This is a genomic window from Actinomadura rubrobrunea NBRC 15275 (genome assembly GCF_001552235.1).
Taxonomy (GTDB): domain Bacteria; phylum Actinomycetota; class Actinomycetes; order Streptosporangiales; family Streptosporangiaceae; genus Spirillospora; species Spirillospora viridilutea.
Map to the genome: position 1 here is coordinate 56278 of NZ_BCQU01000027.1, position 14988 is coordinate 71265.

Annotated in this window: 15 protein-coding genes; 11 read left to right on the forward strand and 4 right to left on the reverse strand. The window is 71.7% G+C overall.

What is annotated here, in order from left to right:
* Nucleotides 1–283 precede the first annotated feature (283 nt).
* From AR3_RS11170 to AR3_RS11205, 8 genes are all read left to right on the forward strand, one after another.
* On the forward strand, nt 284–1267 hold the full coding sequence (locus tag AR3_RS11170) for an efflux ABC transporter ATPase subunit, DrrA-related (RefSeq protein WP_067912693.1): 984 nt from the start codon (nt 284–286) through the stop codon (nt 1265–1267).
* Nucleotides 1264–2106: an ABC transporter permease gene (locus AR3_RS11175; RefSeq protein ID WP_067912631.1), complete on the forward strand. Its 843-nt coding sequence runs from the start codon at nt 1264–1266 to the stop codon at nt 2104–2106. The genes AR3_RS11170 and AR3_RS11175 overlap by 4 nt, the downstream gene beginning before the upstream one ends.
* 668 nt (nt 2107–2774) lie before the next feature.
* Nucleotides 2775–3125 carry a TraR/DksA family transcriptional regulator gene (locus AR3_RS11180; RefSeq protein ID WP_083951297.1) on the forward strand — a complete coding sequence of 117 codons (351 nt, stop codon included), beginning with the start codon at nt 2775–2777 and terminating at the stop codon, nt 3123–3125.
* A 119-nt stretch (nt 3126–3244) separates the two neighbouring features.
* On the forward strand, nt 3245–4168 hold the full coding sequence (locus tag AR3_RS11185; protein ID WP_106258985.1) for a rod shape-determining protein: 924 nt from the start codon (nt 3245–3247) through the stop codon (nt 4166–4168).
* A gap of 432 nt (nt 4169–4600) precedes the next feature.
* Nucleotides 4601–5269 (forward strand): SPFH domain-containing protein, encoded by a 669-nt coding sequence (locus tag AR3_RS11190; protein ID WP_067912639.1) that lies wholly within the window; start codon nt 4601–4603, stop codon nt 5267–5269.
* Between the two features lie 235 nt (nt 5270–5504).
* A complete protein-coding gene (locus tag AR3_RS11195; protein ID WP_067912642.1) occupies nt 5505–7067 on the forward strand; it encodes a potassium/proton antiporter in 1563 nt (520 codons plus the stop codon).
* Between the two features lie 5 nt (nt 7068–7072).
* Nucleotides 7073–7390: a cation:proton antiporter regulatory subunit gene (locus AR3_RS11200; protein ID WP_067912698.1), complete on the forward strand. Its 318-nt coding sequence runs from the start codon at nt 7073–7075 to the stop codon at nt 7388–7390.
* Between the two features lie 114 nt (nt 7391–7504).
* Nucleotides 7505–8794 (forward strand): ArsB/NhaD family transporter, encoded by a 1290-nt coding sequence (locus AR3_RS11205; protein WP_067912645.1) that lies wholly within the window; start codon nt 7505–7507, stop codon nt 8792–8794.
* 161 nt (nt 8795–8955) lie between these two features.
* On the opposite strand, the gene AR3_RS11210 is transcribed toward AR3_RS11205, so the two are convergent.
* On the reverse strand, nt 8956–10128 hold the full coding sequence (locus AR3_RS11210) for a sensor histidine kinase (protein ID WP_067912700.1): 1173 nt from the start codon (nt 10126–10128) through the stop codon (nt 8956–8958).
* Nucleotides 10129–10145: 17 nt separating this feature from the next.
* A complete protein-coding gene (locus AR3_RS11215; protein WP_067912648.1) occupies nt 10146–10865 on the reverse strand; it encodes a response regulator transcription factor in 720 nt (239 codons plus the stop codon).
* A 363-nt stretch (nt 10866–11228) separates the two neighbouring features.
* On the opposite strand from AR3_RS11215, the gene AR3_RS32110 reads away from it, so the two are divergent.
* The 3 genes from AR3_RS32110 to AR3_RS29545 all read left to right on the forward strand — a co-directional run bounded on the left by AR3_RS32110 (nt 11229) and on the right by AR3_RS29545 (nt 13463).
* Nucleotides 11229–11651 carry a M15 family metallopeptidase gene (locus AR3_RS32110; RefSeq protein ID WP_067912653.1) on the forward strand — a complete coding sequence of 141 codons (423 nt, stop codon included), beginning with the start codon at nt 11229–11231 and terminating at the stop codon, nt 11649–11651.
* 119 nt (nt 11652–11770) lie between these two features.
* Nucleotides 11771–12757 carry an endonuclease/exonuclease/phosphatase family protein gene (locus tag AR3_RS11225; protein ID WP_227023277.1) on the forward strand — a complete coding sequence of 329 codons (987 nt, stop codon included), beginning with the start codon at nt 11771–11773 and terminating at the stop codon, nt 12755–12757.
* A gap of 364 nt (nt 12758–13121) precedes the next feature.
* Entirely contained in the window at nt 13122–13463 is a 342-nt protein-coding gene (locus AR3_RS29545; protein ID WP_146150337.1) for a hypothetical protein, read from the forward strand.
* A gap of 71 nt (nt 13464–13534) precedes the next feature.
* Here the strand turns inward: AR3_RS29545 and AR3_RS30445 are convergent, their stop codons facing one another.
* Both AR3_RS30445 and AR3_RS11230 read right to left on the reverse strand, forming a co-directional pair.
* A complete protein-coding gene (locus tag AR3_RS30445) occupies nt 13535–13678 on the reverse strand; it encodes a hypothetical protein (RefSeq protein ID WP_157406652.1) in 144 nt (47 codons plus the stop codon).
* Nucleotides 13679–13799: 121 nt separating this feature from the next.
* Nucleotides 13800–14988, reverse strand: a 1189-nt coding sequence (locus AR3_RS11230; RefSeq protein ID WP_451916693.1) for a DNA-directed RNA polymerase subunit beta, incomplete at its 5' end; no start/stop codon positions are given.

The window sequence follows — 14988 nt, forward strand, 5'->3', positions numbered from 1 at the left end:
GGCCCCACACCCATGCCGCCGATCGCTCTCCGAACTCGCCCAGCTCCTTCCAGCCGATACGTCCACCGTCGTGTGCGGCGGCAACGCGTCCGCGGTCGTGTCGGCCGACCGTAGGCGGCGTTCATCGCTGGGGTGGGACCGCCCGAACAGCGCAAACGCGTGGGGACGAGTTCGGGGAGCTCGGAGCCTTGCTTCACGTATGCATCCGCACAGTTGCGTACATCGTACCCAGTTGCTTAGTCTGATCGAGCTGCCGAGTACGGTGTACCCAATTGGAGTGGTGATGGACGAGCCGATCGTTGTGGCCGAAGGGCTGCGCAAACGCTTCGGCGCGACGGAGGCGCTGCGCGGACTGGACCTCGCCGTCCCGGCGGGCACGGTCTGCGGGGTGCTGGGCCCGAACGGAGCGGGCAAGACGACACTGATCAGGATCCTGGCGACGCTGGTGGACCCGGACGCGGGCCGGGCCCGCATCGCCGGGCACGACGTCGTGCGCGATGCCGACCGGGTGCGGGCGCGCATCGGGCTGGCCGGACAGTACGCCGCCGTGGACGAGAAGCTGACCGGCCGCGGCAACCTGCGCATGTTCGGCCGCCTGTACCACCTGCCGCGCCGCGAGGCGCACCGGCGGGCCGACGAGCTGCTGGAGCGGTATGGGCTGGCCGAGGCGGCCGACCGGCAGGTCAGCGGCTACTCCGGCGGCATGCGGCGCCGCCTGGACCTGATCACCTGCCTGCTCCTGCGGCCCGCCGTGCTGTTCCTGGACGAGCCGACCACCGGCCTGGACCCGCGCAGTCGCGGTGAGATCTGGGACAGCATCCGCGAGCTGGTCGCCGAAGGCACGACCGTTCTGCTGACCACGCAGTACCTCGACGAAGCCGACCAGCTGGCCGATGACATCGCCGTGGTGGACCACGGCCGTGTCATCGCCACCGGCACCCCCGACGCGCTCAAGGCCCGTCTCGGCGACCGCCTCGACGTCGTTCTGCAGGATCCTGCGCAGCTGGGACGCGCCGCATCCGTCCTCGCCGGTCTGACGGGCGGTGAACCCTCCGTGGGCTCCGAGGGCGCCCGCCTCGGCGTCAGCCTGGCGGGCGGCACGGTGCGCCTGGCCGACGTCGTGCGCGAGCTCGACCGGGCAGGGATCGCCGCCGCCGACGTCAGCCTGCGCCGCCCGACGCTGGACGAAGTGTTCCTCAGCCTGACCGGCCGCCCCACCGGCGCGGCGGCCGACGAGCCCGCGCCTGTGAAGGAGGCCGTGCGATGACCGCGCCGACGATCCCCGCTCCGCCCTCCTCGGCCCTCGGGCGGCTGCGCTGGGCCTTCGCCGACGGCATGGTGCTGGTCGGCCGGGAGTTGAGCAGGTTGCGTCAGGAACCCGGCCAGCTCATCGCCGCGCTGATCTTTCCCGGGATCCTGGTGGTGCTGTTCGGCTACGTGTTCGGCAGCGCCATCCAGGTGCCCGGCGGCGGCGACTACCGCGAGTACCTGATGCCCGGGCTGTTCGCCATGGTGACGTTCACCTCGGTGATGGCCGTGATGATGGCGACGGCCACGGACGCCTCGCGCGGCGTCATGGACAGGTTCCGCTCCATGCCGATGGCCCGCTCGGCGGTTCCGTTCGGGCAGGTCGGCGCGGACACGCTGGTGAGCGGGCCGCTCGCCCTGGCCATCATGGTCGGCGCCGGGCTGCTGGTGGGCTGGCGGCCGCACCACGGCGTGGCCGCGGCCGCCGAGGCGTTCGCCCTGCTGCTCCTGCTGAGGCACGCGGTCAGCTGGGTCGGCTGCTACCTGGGCCTGGTGGTGCGCGACGAGCGGACCGCCGACCAGTTCGTCCCCCTGGTGCTGCCGTTCTCGATGCTGTCGAACGCGTTCGTCCCGACCGGCGGAATGCCCGCCTGGCTGCGCGTGCTGGCCGAATGGAACCCCGTCAGCGCGATCACCGCGGCCTGCCGCGACCTGTTCGGCAACCCCGGCGCCCCCGCCGGAGACGACCTGGCATGGCCGCTGGCCCACCCGGTCACGGCGGTGCTGCTGTGGTCTGCCGTGCTGCTGGCGGTGTTCGTCCCGTTGTCCGTGCGCACCTACCGCCGCCGCGGCCGCTGACCGGCCGTGATCTGGCCGGATAGCCGGGGTCCGCTGCGCGGACGGTCGCCGTCCAGCTTGTGGCGGCCCACGTTGGCCGCCACAAGCTGTATGCGATGGATCGGGGCCTACGGCTACACGATGTCTGAGCTCCCCACAGGACAGCGCTCGTGCTTCTCTTCGTCTGGGCGGACCCAGCGTGGTCAACGGCCGCGTCGGCGGCAGTGAACGCGTCGATCGGGCGGTCCCGTCCACGCTCAATGATCACCAAGGGGTGACCGCAGCGCCGCGGCCATCGGCATGTCCCCCCCAGAACGCCCGTCAAAAGCCCCTATCGGCCGTCTTCTTCTCCCCGTCGCTCGCGTGCGGGCACTTCATCGCGGTCGGTTGCGGGGCGGCAGCCATGACCGTCCATCGTGCACTCGGTGGGCCGTGAGAGTCGATCCGGTGCGGCATCCATGGACCTGGCCGCCCTGCACCGACAGTGAAGTGGGACATAAGGGTCTTATCGCCGACAAATGGGTGTCGGCCCCGATGGTGGCGGCCGTGGCAAACGGCCATGGTGAAGAAGAACCCGAAAACAGCCCGTCTTACGCCCGACCGCGTCACCGGTGGTCGGGGCTGCGACCCGAAACCCCGCGCAAGCCGCTGGTGACGCCACGTGCCCGGGCCGAAGGGAGTCATGCGCGATGACGGTGAGCGGTGCCGCGCGCGGCGCGGCCAGCGGCTACGAGCCGGGCGGCGCGGCCGCCCGGATGGCCCGCGAGCGGCTGGAGCATGAGCGTCGCACCCGGACGGCGCAGCTGGTCATCGCCGAGTACGAGGCCGGCAATCGCGCTGACGAGGCCGCCGTGGCGCGGGGTGACAGGCTGCGTCGGTCTTTGGAGGACATCGAGGCGGCCCTGGCCCGGCTGGACGCGGGCACGTACGGGATCTGCCAGGACTGCGGCACGAAGATCCCCGCGGACCGCCTGGAGATCTTGCCTTTTGCCCGCTGCTGCGTGCCGTGCCAGGAACGCCACCAGCGAACCGAATGCTGACCCGTGTGCCGCTCAGCTGCTGACCAGTCCCAACGGCCCGCCGAGAGTCGGCGCCGACAGCGGGAGCGCGCCTCCCGCGGGCCGCCGGTTCCCCGTGGGCACCGATCGAGGTGATCTGCATGCCGTTCGTCCCGCCCCCGGCCACCGGTTCGCCGTCCGATGCGCGGCCGAGCCCGCGGGTCGGACCGCGCGCCGCCATCGACCTGGGCAGCAGCCGCGTCCGGGCCAGCGTGCCCGCCCATGAGGTGATGATCGACCGCCCCTCGGCGGTCCACGCCCTCCGTCCGCGCGCCGACGAATACGCCGACGAATACGCCGGCGCGGACGTGCCGCCCGAGAGGCATCCCATCAGGCACGGCATGGTGGTGGACCTTCCAGGCTGCGCCCGGCTGGCCCGCCTGACACTGGCCGACGTCTGCGCCCTGCCCGCACCGCGTGAAGTCCTGCTCGCGTCACCGGTCGGGGCCACCGACATGGACGTGCGGCGGGCGGTCGCCGCCGTGCGCGCCGCGGCCGCGTGCCCGGTGCGCGTCCTGGAGGCCCCGCTGGCCGCGGCGCTCGGCGCCGGATGGGCGGTCACCGATCCGCAGCCTCGGCTCGTGGCGGACATCGGCGCCGGCATCGTGGAAATGGCAGTGATCATCGAGGGGCGCCTCAGCCACGCGCGTTCCATTCAATACGTCGCCGAACGCCGTCCCGGCCCCTGCGAGGGCGGGCTGCCCGACCACGTACGCCTGCAGCTGGTCGGCGAACTGCACCAGATGGTCAAGGATCTGCCGCCTCGGCTGCGAGCGCAAGCCCGTCCCCGGGGCGTGCTGCTGACCGGCGGCGGAGCCTTGCCGCCTTCCTTGCCGGGCTGGCTCGCCGCCCGGGTCGGCCTCAGCGTCACCGTCGCCCCTGACCCGGCCCGCGCCACCATCCGCGGCCTGGCCCGGCTCTGCCTGGCCCCCGCCGCGTTGCGGGCGCTGGTCGCGCCCATCGTGTACGGATTATCGGATTCCATCGACGCAACGGAGGTCGCCGATGCCGCTTCAGGCACGTGACCGCCTGTCCAGCGTGGAGCTGCGGGCACTGCGCGACGCCCTGTCCGGGCGGCCGCGGTGGCCCGGCATCGAGAAGATCGCGCCGCGGCCCGGCCCGCACGGTCGCCCTGGACCCGCAGCACGACTCGACCCAGAACACCGCGACCAGCCGCACGCCCGGACCACCGCCGCAAAGGCGCAGGCCGACCGGCTGCCCCCAGCCGGCGGACGCCTGCGCATCAGTGATCAGTGGAACCGCCGAAGTTATGCTGGAGCCACTCCCTTTCCGGCTGAAGCGGCGGCGACAGGGCCGCGGCTGTGCGGATCGCCCGTGACAACCGTTGGTCGACTGACACGACCGCGGCGAACACCTGAGGGGATTAATGCCGGACACGCTCTCATGCGCGTCACCGATGCCCATGCACGTGATCGACCGGGCGGGGAGGAGGGAACATGACCGGGGCCCTTGCGGCGGGCGGTGCGGCCCTTGCCGGGTCGGCCGCGCGGTCGCCGGAGCCGTTCGGCGCGGAACCGCCGCCGGGCGTGGTCTTGATCGTGGCGGCCGTGGCCGCGGCCGTGATCGTGATGGCGGCGACGGTGCGGGTGGTCCCCGGGCATCAGCGCCTTGTGGTCTGGCGTCTGGGCGGTGCCCCGCAGGTGCGAGGTCCCGGCCTGGTGCGGGTGCTCCCGGGAATCGACCGATGGGAGCGCGTGGGGCTGCGGATGGCCCCGCTGGAGATGTGGACGCAGGCCCTCACCCGCGACGGGGTGATCCTGCGGTTGAAGATCATGGCTGTGGTGTCGGTCGTCGACCCGGACCGCTATGCGGCGCGGGCGGCGGAGGCGCCCGGGGCGGCCGGTGCCACGGCCGGTGTCATCGTGGAGAGCCAGGTGCGCCGTCACATCGCCCGGCGGGACCTGACGCAGCTGACCGGGGTGGTCGCCGCCGGCGGCGGTGCCCCGGTGCCCGGCGTCGAGGACGACGGGCACCGGCGGGAACTCGAGCAGTGGGGGCTGGCGGTGTCGCTGATCCAGATCGTCCAGGCCGACGTTCCACTGCACAGCCTGCACCACTGGGCCGTCCGGGCCGCCTCCGCGGTCGGCGGCACGGACGGCTCGTAGCGTCCGTCCGGGGGGTCGGCATGAGGCACCGTGGACGGACCGCCGCGCCGGACGCCCCCGTGATCGACTTCCCCCGCGTCCATCGCCGACGCCGCCCGTCCCGGGCCGCCGCGCCGGTCGGTCCGCGCGCCGCTCGTGCCCTGTGCCCGCCGCCGGGTCCGTGGGACGTCGCGGGCGCCGCTTCGCGGGTCACGGCACACCGCATCGGGACCGTCGAGGGCCGGGGAGCGGTGCGATGACCCTGTCGCAGCTGTACGTGGCGCTGCTGTTCGGCGGGGCGGTCCTGTTGGCCAGCATCGCCGCCGCCCGCCTGGCGCACCGGGTCGGGCTGCCCAGCCTGCTGCTGTTCCTCGCCGTCGGGGTCATCGTGGGCGAGGACGGGCTCGGTCTGGACTTCGACAACGCGCAGCTGGCCCAGGCGCTGGGGACGACCGCGCTGGCCTTCATCCTGATCGAGGGCGGACTGACCACGTCGTGGTCCGACGTGCGGCGCCTGCTGGCCCCGGCCGGGGTGCTGGCGACCGTGGGGGTGGGCGTCTCGGTCGTGGTCACCGGCGCCGGAGCGCATTTCCTGCTGGGCTTGGACTGGCAGCTGGCGCTGCTGCTGGGTGCGATCGTGTCGTCGACGGACGCCGCTGCGGTGTTCGCCGTGCTGCGCTCCGTGCCGCTTCCGTCCAAGGTCACCGGCCTGGTGGAGGCCGAGTCGGGCTTCAACGACGCGCCGACCATCATTTTGGTGCTGGTGTTCAGCAGCGCCGCCACCGAGACGTTCGACCCCGTCCATGTGGTGGGCAACCTGCTGTACCAGTTGGCCGTCGGCGCCGTGATCGGGCTGGTGGTCGCGCGCGTGGGGGTCAGCGCGCTGCGGCGGATCGCGCTGCCGGCGACCGGGCTGTATCCGCTGGCGATCGTCGGGTTCGGCATCATCGCGTTCGCCGCCGCCGGCGCCGCGGGGGCCAGCGGGATCATCGCCTCCTACCTGGCCGGCCTGGTAATGGGCAACTGCCGGCTGCCGCACCGCGCGGCCACCCGCTCGTTCGCCGAGGGCCTGGGCTGGCTCGCCCAGATCGCCCTGTTCGTGATGCTGGGCCTGCTGGTCACCCCGAGCGAGCTGCCGGCGGCGATCGGAGCGGCCCTCGTGGTGGGCCTGATCCTGCTGCTGGCCGCGCGGCCGATCTCGGTGCTGGTCTGCCTGGTGCCGTTCCGCGTGCCCTGGCGGGAGCAGGCGTTCATCTCCTGGGCGGGGCTGCGCGGCGCCGTGCCGATCGTGCTGACCACCTTCCCCGTCGTCGCCGGCGTCCCCGGCGCCCGGGACCTGCTGCACATCGTGTTCCTGCTGGTCGTGGTGTTCACCCTCATCCAGGGGCCCAGCCTGGCGCCGACGGCGCGGCTGCTGGGGCTGATCCGTCCCGACCAGGCCCGCGAACTGCAGGTCGAGGCCGCGCCTTTGGACGTGCTGGGCGCCGAACTGCTGACCCTGACCATCCCGCCCGGCTCCCGGTTGCACGGCGTGGAGATCTCCGAGCTGCGGCTGCCCCCGCCGGCCGTGATCAACCTGATCATCCGTGACGGCACCGCCCTGGTCCCCGGCCCGACCACCGTGCTGTTGGAGGGGGACGAACTGCTCATCGTGACCACGAGCGCAACCCGCCAGGCCACCGAGCGCCGCCTGCGCGCCGTCGGCCGCCGCGGCCGCCTGGCCTACTGGCACGGGGAATACGGCGATCCCGAACCCGGCGCCGATGCCGAGAACGAATCCGGGCATGTCTCCGACACCCGCACACGCCAGCGGAGGTGACCACGATGCACGTCACTCCCACCACCGTGCCGGGCAGCGGCACTCTGTACCACATACTGACCCGCCGCGGGAAGCGGCTCGCCCTGTTCATCGACACCCGCGGGGAGCGGACCCTGTACGTCTACGGTCCCGCGTCGCCCGTCGATCCCGACCAGGGAGCGGATCCCGACAGGCCCGCGCACAGCATCGTCCTGGACCGCGATGAGGCCGACCAGCTCGCCCAGCTCCTGCACGAGCGGTCGGTCGACGACCGGATCGCCGCGCTGGAGCGGCGCCTGGACGAGCTCACCGCGTCCGGCGGCACCGGCCGTCCGCCTCCGTGACCTGTCGGCGCACCGTCCCCTTCCTCCGAACGACCTGCCTGCCGGTGACCGCTTCGCGGGCGGTTTCACCTGCAGCCGCCCGCCGTTTCCACCGTTCTTCCGGGAGGCCGCCTCGTGCTCGCCACTGCCGCGATCGTCATCTTCGTCGCCGCCTACGCGCTGATCGCGACAGACAAGATCCACCGGACCAAGGTCGCGCTCGGCGGCGCCGCGCTGATGCTGGCGCTGCACATCACCGACGCGCAGAAGGCGTTCTTCTCCGAGCAGACCGGCATCGACTGGAACGTCGTCTTCCTGCTGCTCGGCATGATGGTGATCGTTTCGGTGCTGCGGCAGACCGGCGTGTTCGAGTTCCTGGCGATCTGGGCGGCCAAGAAGGCGCGCGGCAGGCCCTACCGGCTGATGGTCATGCTCGCGGTGATCACCGCGGCGGTGTCGGCGCTGCTGGACAACGTCACCACCGTGCTGCTCATCGCCCCGGTCACCTTCCTGGTCTGCGAACGCCTGGCGCTGAACGTCGTGCCGTACCTGCTGGCCGAGGTGATGGCCTCCAACATCGGCGGGGCGGCCACGCTGGTCGGCGACCCGCCCAACATCATCATCGCCAGCCGCGCCGACCTGACCTTCAACGACTTCCTCATCCACATGGCGCCGATGGCCGTGGTGCTGATGGTGGTGTTCTGCCTGCTGTGCCGGTGGCTGTTCCGGCGCGCCTTCACCTACGACCCCGACCGGGTCGCCGCGGTGATGTCGCTGGAGGCGCGGGAGGCCATCACCGACCGCAAGATGCTCATCCAGGCGTTGACCGTGCTGGGCCTGGTGGTCGCGGCGTTCGTGCTGCACCCCGTGCTGCACTATGAGCCCTCCGTCGTGGCGCTGCTGGGGGCGGGGCTGCTGGTGGTGGTCACCAGGGTCACCACACAACAGGCGCTGGAGGAGGTCGAATGGCCCACTCTGGTGTTCTTCGCCGGACTGTTCGTGATGGTCGGCAGCCTGGTCGAGGCGGGCGTCATCGACGCCGTCTCCAAAGCGGCCGCCGAGGCCACCGAAGGGCGTCTGGGGCTTGCCGCCATGGTGCTGCTGTGGGGCTCGGCAGGACTGTCGGCCGTCATCGACAACATCCCCTTCGTGGCCACCATGAGCCCGATCGTCTCCGACCTCGCCGACACCGTCACAGGCGCGGGAGGCGACCCGCAGGTGCTGTGGTGGGCCATGGCCTTCGGCGCCGACCTGGGAGGCAACGCCACCGCCATCGGGGCCAGCGCCAACGTGGTGGTGCTGGGCATCGCCGCCCGCAACGGCGCGCCCATCAGCTTCTGGACCTTCACCCGCTACGGCCTGGTCGTCACCGTGATCACCATCGCGTTGGTCGTCCCCTACCTGTGGCTGCGCTATCTGAGCTGAGCACCGATGCTCCCGCGCGCGTCAGCGCCTTGACGGTGCGTTGGTCGATGGGCATCGGCTCACGCACCAGGTCGGCCGGGCCGGACTGCTCGTGCGTCAAAGTGACTGGCGCTGTGTCACCGGCGAGGTCTGCCGTGCGGGCCCGACCGTCGCGACGTCCGTCAACGTGTCCGGTCGGCTTCGCTGGTGGACGATGCCCGCTGAGACGCCGCCTGCTGGGACGTCCTGGCGTGCGCTCGAGGAAGTCGGACCGTGGCGACGAGACCGCCGCCTTCGCGGGGCGCGAGGTCGAGGGTCCCGTCATGCGCCCGGACGACGCTGTGCACGATCGCCAACCCCAGGCCGACTCCGGCATGCTCGTCGGCGCGTGTGCGTTGCGTCCCGCGTTGGAAGGGTTCGGTGAGGGTCGGCAGCAGGTCCGGCGGGACCGGCCGACCGGTGTTCTCGACCCGCAGCACGCTCACGTCGTGCCGCGTCCCGGTCTGGACGGTCGCGGTGCCGCCGGCGGGGACGTTGTGGACGATGGCGTTCTGCACGAGATTGGTCACCAGCCGCAACAAAAGCTCGGGGGAGCCGGACGTCTCCGCCATCTCCCCGGTGACCTCGAGCGTCACGTCGCGCTGTTCGGCGAGGGGGAGCAGCGTCTCGACGGCTTCCTCGGCGAGGAGGGACAGGTCGACCGCCTCGCGGGTGAAGTTCTTGCGGTCGGCGCGGCTGAGCAGCAGAAGCGCCTCGGTGAGGTCGATCGCCCGCGTGTTGACCGCGTGGAGGCGTTCGATGAGCTCGCCCTGGTCCCGCGGCGGGGCGTTGCGGGCGGCGTCGAGGAGGGTCTTGGAGACGGCCAGCGGCGTGCGCAGCTCGTGGGAGGCGTTCGCGGCGAACCTCCGCTGCTCGGCGACGTGGGACTCGAGTTGCCCGAGCATGGTGTCGAACACGTCGGCGAGTTCGCGGAACTCGTCTCTGCGGCCCCGCAGCCGGATGCGGTGGGACAGCGATCCTTCGGAGGCCTTCCGCGCCGCGTCCGCGATCCGGGTGAGCGGCGCGAGCATCCGCCCTGCGAGGATCCATCCTCCCAGGAGGCCGAACACCAGGAGGAACAGCAGCACCGCGGCCGCGGCGGGGGCGAAGCCGCGCACCATTTCGCTGCGGTCGGCGCTCACGATGATCACGGTGGCGCCGAAGCGTCTGCGGATGTTCTCGGGGTCCTCGTCGGGCAGGTGGCGCAGCACGAACACCCATAGCACGGCCATCAGGAGGACGCCGGCGAGGAGGAGGAAGCCGGCGTAGCTGAGGGTGAGTTTCAGCCGGGCGCTCAGGCCTGGGCGTCTGGTCATGACGTCATCCATGGGCTCTATCCATGGGCACTATCCATGGGCTCTGCTGGGGCGGGCGGGGTCCGCGCCGGTGTCCGGCTCGTGTCGATCCGGTAGCCGACGCCCGGCACCGTGGCGATCAGCCAGGGTTCGCCGAGGCGTTTGCGCAAGGCGGAGACGGTGATGCGGACGGCGTTGGTGAACGGGTCGGCGTTGGCGTCCCAGGCCCGTTCCAGCAGCTCTTCGGCGCTGACGACACCGCCTTCGGCGGCGACGAGCATTTCCAGCACCGCGAACTGCTTGCGGGTGAGCGGGATGTAGCGTCCGTCGCGGAAGACCTCCCGGCGGAAGGGGTCCAGCCGCAGGCCCGCGATCTCGCGGACCGGGGGCCGGACGTGCGCGCGCCGGCGGTCCAGCGCCCGCAGCCGCAGGACGAGCTCGCGAAGGTCGAACGGTTTGGTGAGGTAGTCGTCGGCGCCCAGCTCGAACCCCGACGCCTTGTCGTCGATCCGGTCGGCGGCGGTGAGCATGAGGATCGGCATGCCGCTGCCGGACGCGACGATGCGCTTCGCGATCTCGTCGCCGGAAGGGCCGGGGATGTCGCGGTCGAGGACGGCGATGTCGTAGGTGTTGACGTCGAGCAGCTCCAGGGCGGTGTCGCCGTCGCCCGCGATGTCGGCCGCGATCGCTTCCAGGCGCAGGCCGTCGCGGACGGCTTCCGCCAGGTACGGCTCGTCCTCGACTATCAGCACACGCATGCACCGGATGGTACGTGCCGGCGCATATCGCCAGCGTATGGAAATCCGCATACGCCCCGGCAACACCGCGTCGCCTTGAGTGGCGGCATGGCTCAAACCCGATCACCGGCACGAACGACGACCCGCCGGAGACATTGGCTCCTCGTCGTCGGCCTCACGGCCGCCTTGGCAGTGGCCGCGGCCCTCGGCTACTGGGCGGGGGTCTCCTCAGCGGCGTCGCAGCCGCCTCTAGTGCAGTCCTTCTCCCCGGCCCCGTCCTCGCCGGCCCCGTCCTCGTCGGCTTCGGCGGCCCCGCCCTCGAAGGCCCCTCGCACCGGGCGCGGCAGCGCGTCCGGCCCGGCCGCCGGGGCCGTCCCCGACGGCGTGACGGTCTTCGACGACGAGTTTCCGGCCGTGGCCAACCTTGATCCGGCTCTGCTCGAGGCCCTCCGCCGCGCCGCGGCGGACGCGGCGGACGACGGAGTCCAGTTCTACGTCAACAGCGGCTGGCGCTCCCCGGAATACCAGGCACGGCTGCTGCGCGAAGCGATCGCCAAGTACGGGTCTAAGGAAGAGGCCGCACGATGGGTGGCCACCCCGGACACCTCCCCCCACGTGTCGGGGGACGCGGTCGACATCGGGCCTTCCGATGCCACCGCGTGGCTGTCCAGACACGGCGCCCAGTACGGGCTGTGCCAGATCTACAAGAACGAGCCCTGGCACTACGAACTGCGCGCCGGTGCGGTCGAACGCGGTTGCCCGCGCATGTACGCCGACCCCACCCAGGATCCGAGGATGCGACAGTGACCACGAGCAAGCGGGGGCGAACGATGGCGAAGGCGGACACAGAGGACATCGAATCGGCGCGCGTCGGCCGACCGGACACCGGCTCCGGCGGTCGGCGCGCGAAAAGCGTCCGCCGGGCGATGCGCCTGGTCATGCGGCCGGGGCCGTGGGAACGCGGCGTGATCTTGGCGGTGCTGGCGCTGCTGCTGGGCCTGCTCATGCTGCTGCACGGGATGATCCCGAACCGGGTCGGGAACCTCGGCAGCCTGGTGGAGACCTTCCTGCCGTGGTTCGGCCTGTTCATTCCGGTGCTGCTGGGCGGGGCGCTGTGGCGCCGCTCCGCCTCCGCGGTGGCCGCGCTGCTGCTGCCGGTCACCGTGTGGCTGCACCTGTTCGGCGCGCTGCTCGGCGACAAGTCCCGACCGGGCGGCGACCTCACCGTGGCCAGTCACAACGTCCGCGACGGCAACCCCGACCCGGTCGGCACCGCCCGCGCCCTCGCCGCCTCCGGTGCGGACGTGCTGGCGCTCGAGGAGCTGACCCAGGAGGACAGGGGGACATACGAGCAGGCGCTGGCCGAGGCGTACCCGTACCACACGGTGCAGGGCACGGTCGGGCTGTGGAGCAAGCTGCCGTTGTCGGAGATCCGGCCGGTCGACATTCAGATGGACTACGGGCCGCTGGCCGCCACCAAGCCGATCGAGGAGAAGATGCGCTACAACCGGGCGCTGCGCGCCACGGTGGCCACGGACCACGGGCCTCTGGCGGTGTATGTGGCCCACCTGGGGTCCGCACGGGTGAATCCCAGGGCGGGCTTTTGGACGGTCCATCGGGACAGGGGCGCGCAGGCGCTTGGGGAGGCCGTCGCCGCCGAGCGGATCAAGCGGGTGGTGCTGCTCGGCGACCTGAACGGCACGGTGGACGACCGCGCGTTCGCCGCTCTCACGTCGCGGCTGCGGTCGGCCCAGGTCGCGGCGGGGGACGGCTTCGGCTTCAGTTGGCCCGCGAGGTTCCCGGTGGTGCGGCTCGACCAGATCCTGGTCAAAGGCGTGGAGCCGCGCAGCTCGTGGGTGCTGCCTCCCACCGGCAGCGACCACCTGCCGGTCGCAGCCGCGATCAGCTGGTGAAACACCCTGCCGCCGGCTGATGCGTCCGCCAGGCCCGTGGCCGTCTGCTAGGTGTCCGTGACGGCTTCCTTGCCCGCCGCAGGGGATCGCGGAGCTGACGACCGGTGGGCTCGCGCACTCAAGCCGCGCGTCCCGGACGGGCGGCCCACTGCGCGCAGTCGCGGGGGAGATGGCGGCGCCGAGGGCCTCACCCCTCAGGAGGCCGTGCCGCGCCCCTGTGACGGGCAGTGCGGCCGCCGTCGCCTCCGCCTCGATGTCCGCCGTTCCATCGACACGCCACGGGCCGCGCGCCGCACGTCGGCATCCGCTCGAGGCGTCCCAGGGCGACCGGGACGGCCGGGGACACGGTGACGGTGTCACGTCGGTGGTCGGCACCTGCGAGCAGCCGGACGCCGACGACCGCACGATCGCCGTACGACGCGGCAGCAGGTTTGTGATCAGGGGCTGTGATCAGGGGGCTGTGGACGGGCCGCGGCGCGGCCCGGTCTCCCGTCCGCAGCCCGGCCGCCCCGAGGTGTCGGCGCGCACGGGCCCGTCCAAGGTGACCGCGTCACAGTGGCCGCGATCGACTCGGACGATACGAGCGGGCATCAGCCCTTCGACATGGTGCGATGCCAACGTCAACGGCCCGTCGCCGCGCGACGGCGGCTGGGCGTTCTGCTCCGGCGGCGACCAGCGCATCCGCGGCCGCGACGGCTACCGGTAGGCGTCGGGGGAGACCGCCGACACGATCGACCCGGCCCGCGCCGGGCGGCTGATGTCGTCGAAGTACTCGTCTCAGTCGCAGCCGTAGAGCACGTCCGAGAAGAGGACGTCCGAGAAATCGGACTCTGCAGTGGGAACGTTGCGCGGAGGTGCCGCCGCTGAGAAGGCGGCTCGGGAGGTGTGGTCGGCCTCGAAGTCGCGCGCGGCGACGGCCATGGACCACACCTCCCTTGGGTTCCGCCGTGATCGTGCCTCCTCCGGGTTCACCCGAAGGGGCGCCGGCCCGAGCCCCGCCCGGCTCTCACGAGCGACGGTTCTCGGGCCGGCCTGTGGTCGCTCAGCTCCCGTCGGCGTTCACGGCGCCTTCGTTGGGGCGCCGGGTCAGATCGATGCCGAGCTCCTCCGCGGCGCGGAAGACGTCCTCGTCGGTGTCGCGCATCTCGATGGACATGCCGTCGCTGGAGAGGACCTCGACGTTGAGGCACAGCGACTGCATCTCCTTGATGAGCACCTTGAAGGACTCGGGAATGCCGGGCTCGGGGATGTTCTCGCCCTTGACGATGGCCTCGTAGACCTTGACGCGGCCGAGGACGTCGTCGGACTTGATGGTGAGCAGCTCCTGGAGGGCGTAGGCGGCGCCGTAGGCCTCCAGCGCCCACACCTCCATCTCACCGAAGCGCTGGCCGCCGAACTGGGCCTTACCGCCCAGCGGCTGCTGGGTGATCATGGAGTAGGGGCCGGTCGAGCGGGCGTGGATCTTGTCGTCGACCAGGTGGAGCAGCTTGAGGATGTAGATGTAGCCGACCGAGATCGGGTCCTTGTAGGGCTCGCCGGTGCGGCCGTCGAACAGGCGGGCCTTGCCGCTGGGCATGACGAGCCGGTTGCCGTCGCGGTCGGAGAGGGTGTTGCCGAGAAGGCCGATGATCTCCTTTTCGCTGGCGCCGTCGAAGACCGGGGTGGCGACATTGGTGCGCGGCCCGACGCGGTCGAAGCCCTTGTCGCGCAGCCGCTGGGCCCACTCCTCTTGGACTTCGCTGATGTCCCAGCCTTGGGCGGCGATCCAGCCGAGGTGGGTTTCGAGGACCTGGCCGACGTTCATGCGACCGGGCACGCCCAGCGGGTTGAGGATGATGTCGACCGGGGTGCCGTCCTCCAGGAACGGCATGTCCTCGATCGGCAGCACCTTGGCGATCACGCCCTTGTTGCCGTGCCGCCCGGCCAGCTTGTCCCCATCGGTGATCTTGCGCTTCTGCGCCACGTAGACGCGGACCAGCTCGTTGACCCCCGGCGGCAGCTCGTCCCCGTCCTCCCGGGAGAACACCCGCACACCGATGACCTTGCCCTGCTCACCGTGCGGCACCTTCAGCGACGTGTCGCGCACCTCACGCGCCTTCTCACCGAAGATCGCCCGCAGCAGCCGCTCCTCCGGGGTCAGCTCCGTCTCACCCTTCGGCGTGACCTTGCCGACCAGGATGTCACCCGGCACCACATCCGCGCCGATCCGGATGATCCCCCGCTCGTCCAGG

What these genes read in the sequence shown, in the direction of transcription:
- AR3_RS11190 (WP_067912639.1), top strand. Translation starts at nt 4,601, where the DNA reads ATGACCGGGGCCCTTGCGGCGGGCGGTGCGGCCCTTGCCGGGTCGGCC.
- AR3_RS11195 (WP_067912642.1), top strand. Translation starts at nt 5,505, where the DNA reads ATGACCCTGTCGCAGCTGTACGTGGCGCTGCTGTTCGGCGGGGCGGTC.
- AR3_RS11185 (WP_106258985.1), top strand. Translation starts at nt 3,245, where the DNA reads ATGCCGTTCGTCCCGCCCCCGGCCACCGGTTCGCCGTCCGATGCGCGG.
- AR3_RS11180 (WP_083951297.1), top strand. Translation starts at nt 2,775, where the DNA reads ATGACGGTGAGCGGTGCCGCGCGCGGCGCGGCCAGCGGCTACGAGCCG.
- AR3_RS30445 (WP_157406652.1), bottom strand. Translation starts at nt 13,678, where the DNA reads ATGGCCGTCGCCGCGCGCGACTTCGAGGCCGACCACACCTCCCGAGCC.
- AR3_RS11170 (WP_067912693.1), top strand. Translation starts at nt 284, where the DNA reads ATGGACGAGCCGATCGTTGTGGCCGAAGGGCTGCGCAAACGCTTCGGC.
- AR3_RS11225 (WP_227023277.1), top strand. Translation starts at nt 11,771, where the DNA reads ATGCGCCTGGTCATGCGGCCGGGGCCGTGGGAACGCGGCGTGATCTTG.
- AR3_RS11215 (WP_067912648.1), bottom strand. Translation starts at nt 10,865, where the DNA reads ATGCGTGTGCTGATAGTCGAGGACGAGCCGTACCTGGCGGAAGCCGTC.
- AR3_RS11210 (WP_067912700.1), bottom strand. Translation starts at nt 10,128, where the DNA reads ATGACCAGACGCCCAGGCCTGAGCGCCCGGCTGAAACTCACCCTCAGC.
- AR3_RS11200 (WP_067912698.1), top strand. Translation starts at nt 7,073, where the DNA reads ATGCACGTCACTCCCACCACCGTGCCGGGCAGCGGCACTCTGTACCAC.
- AR3_RS11175 (WP_067912631.1), top strand. Translation starts at nt 1,264, where the DNA reads ATGACCGCGCCGACGATCCCCGCTCCGCCCTCCTCGGCCCTCGGGCGG.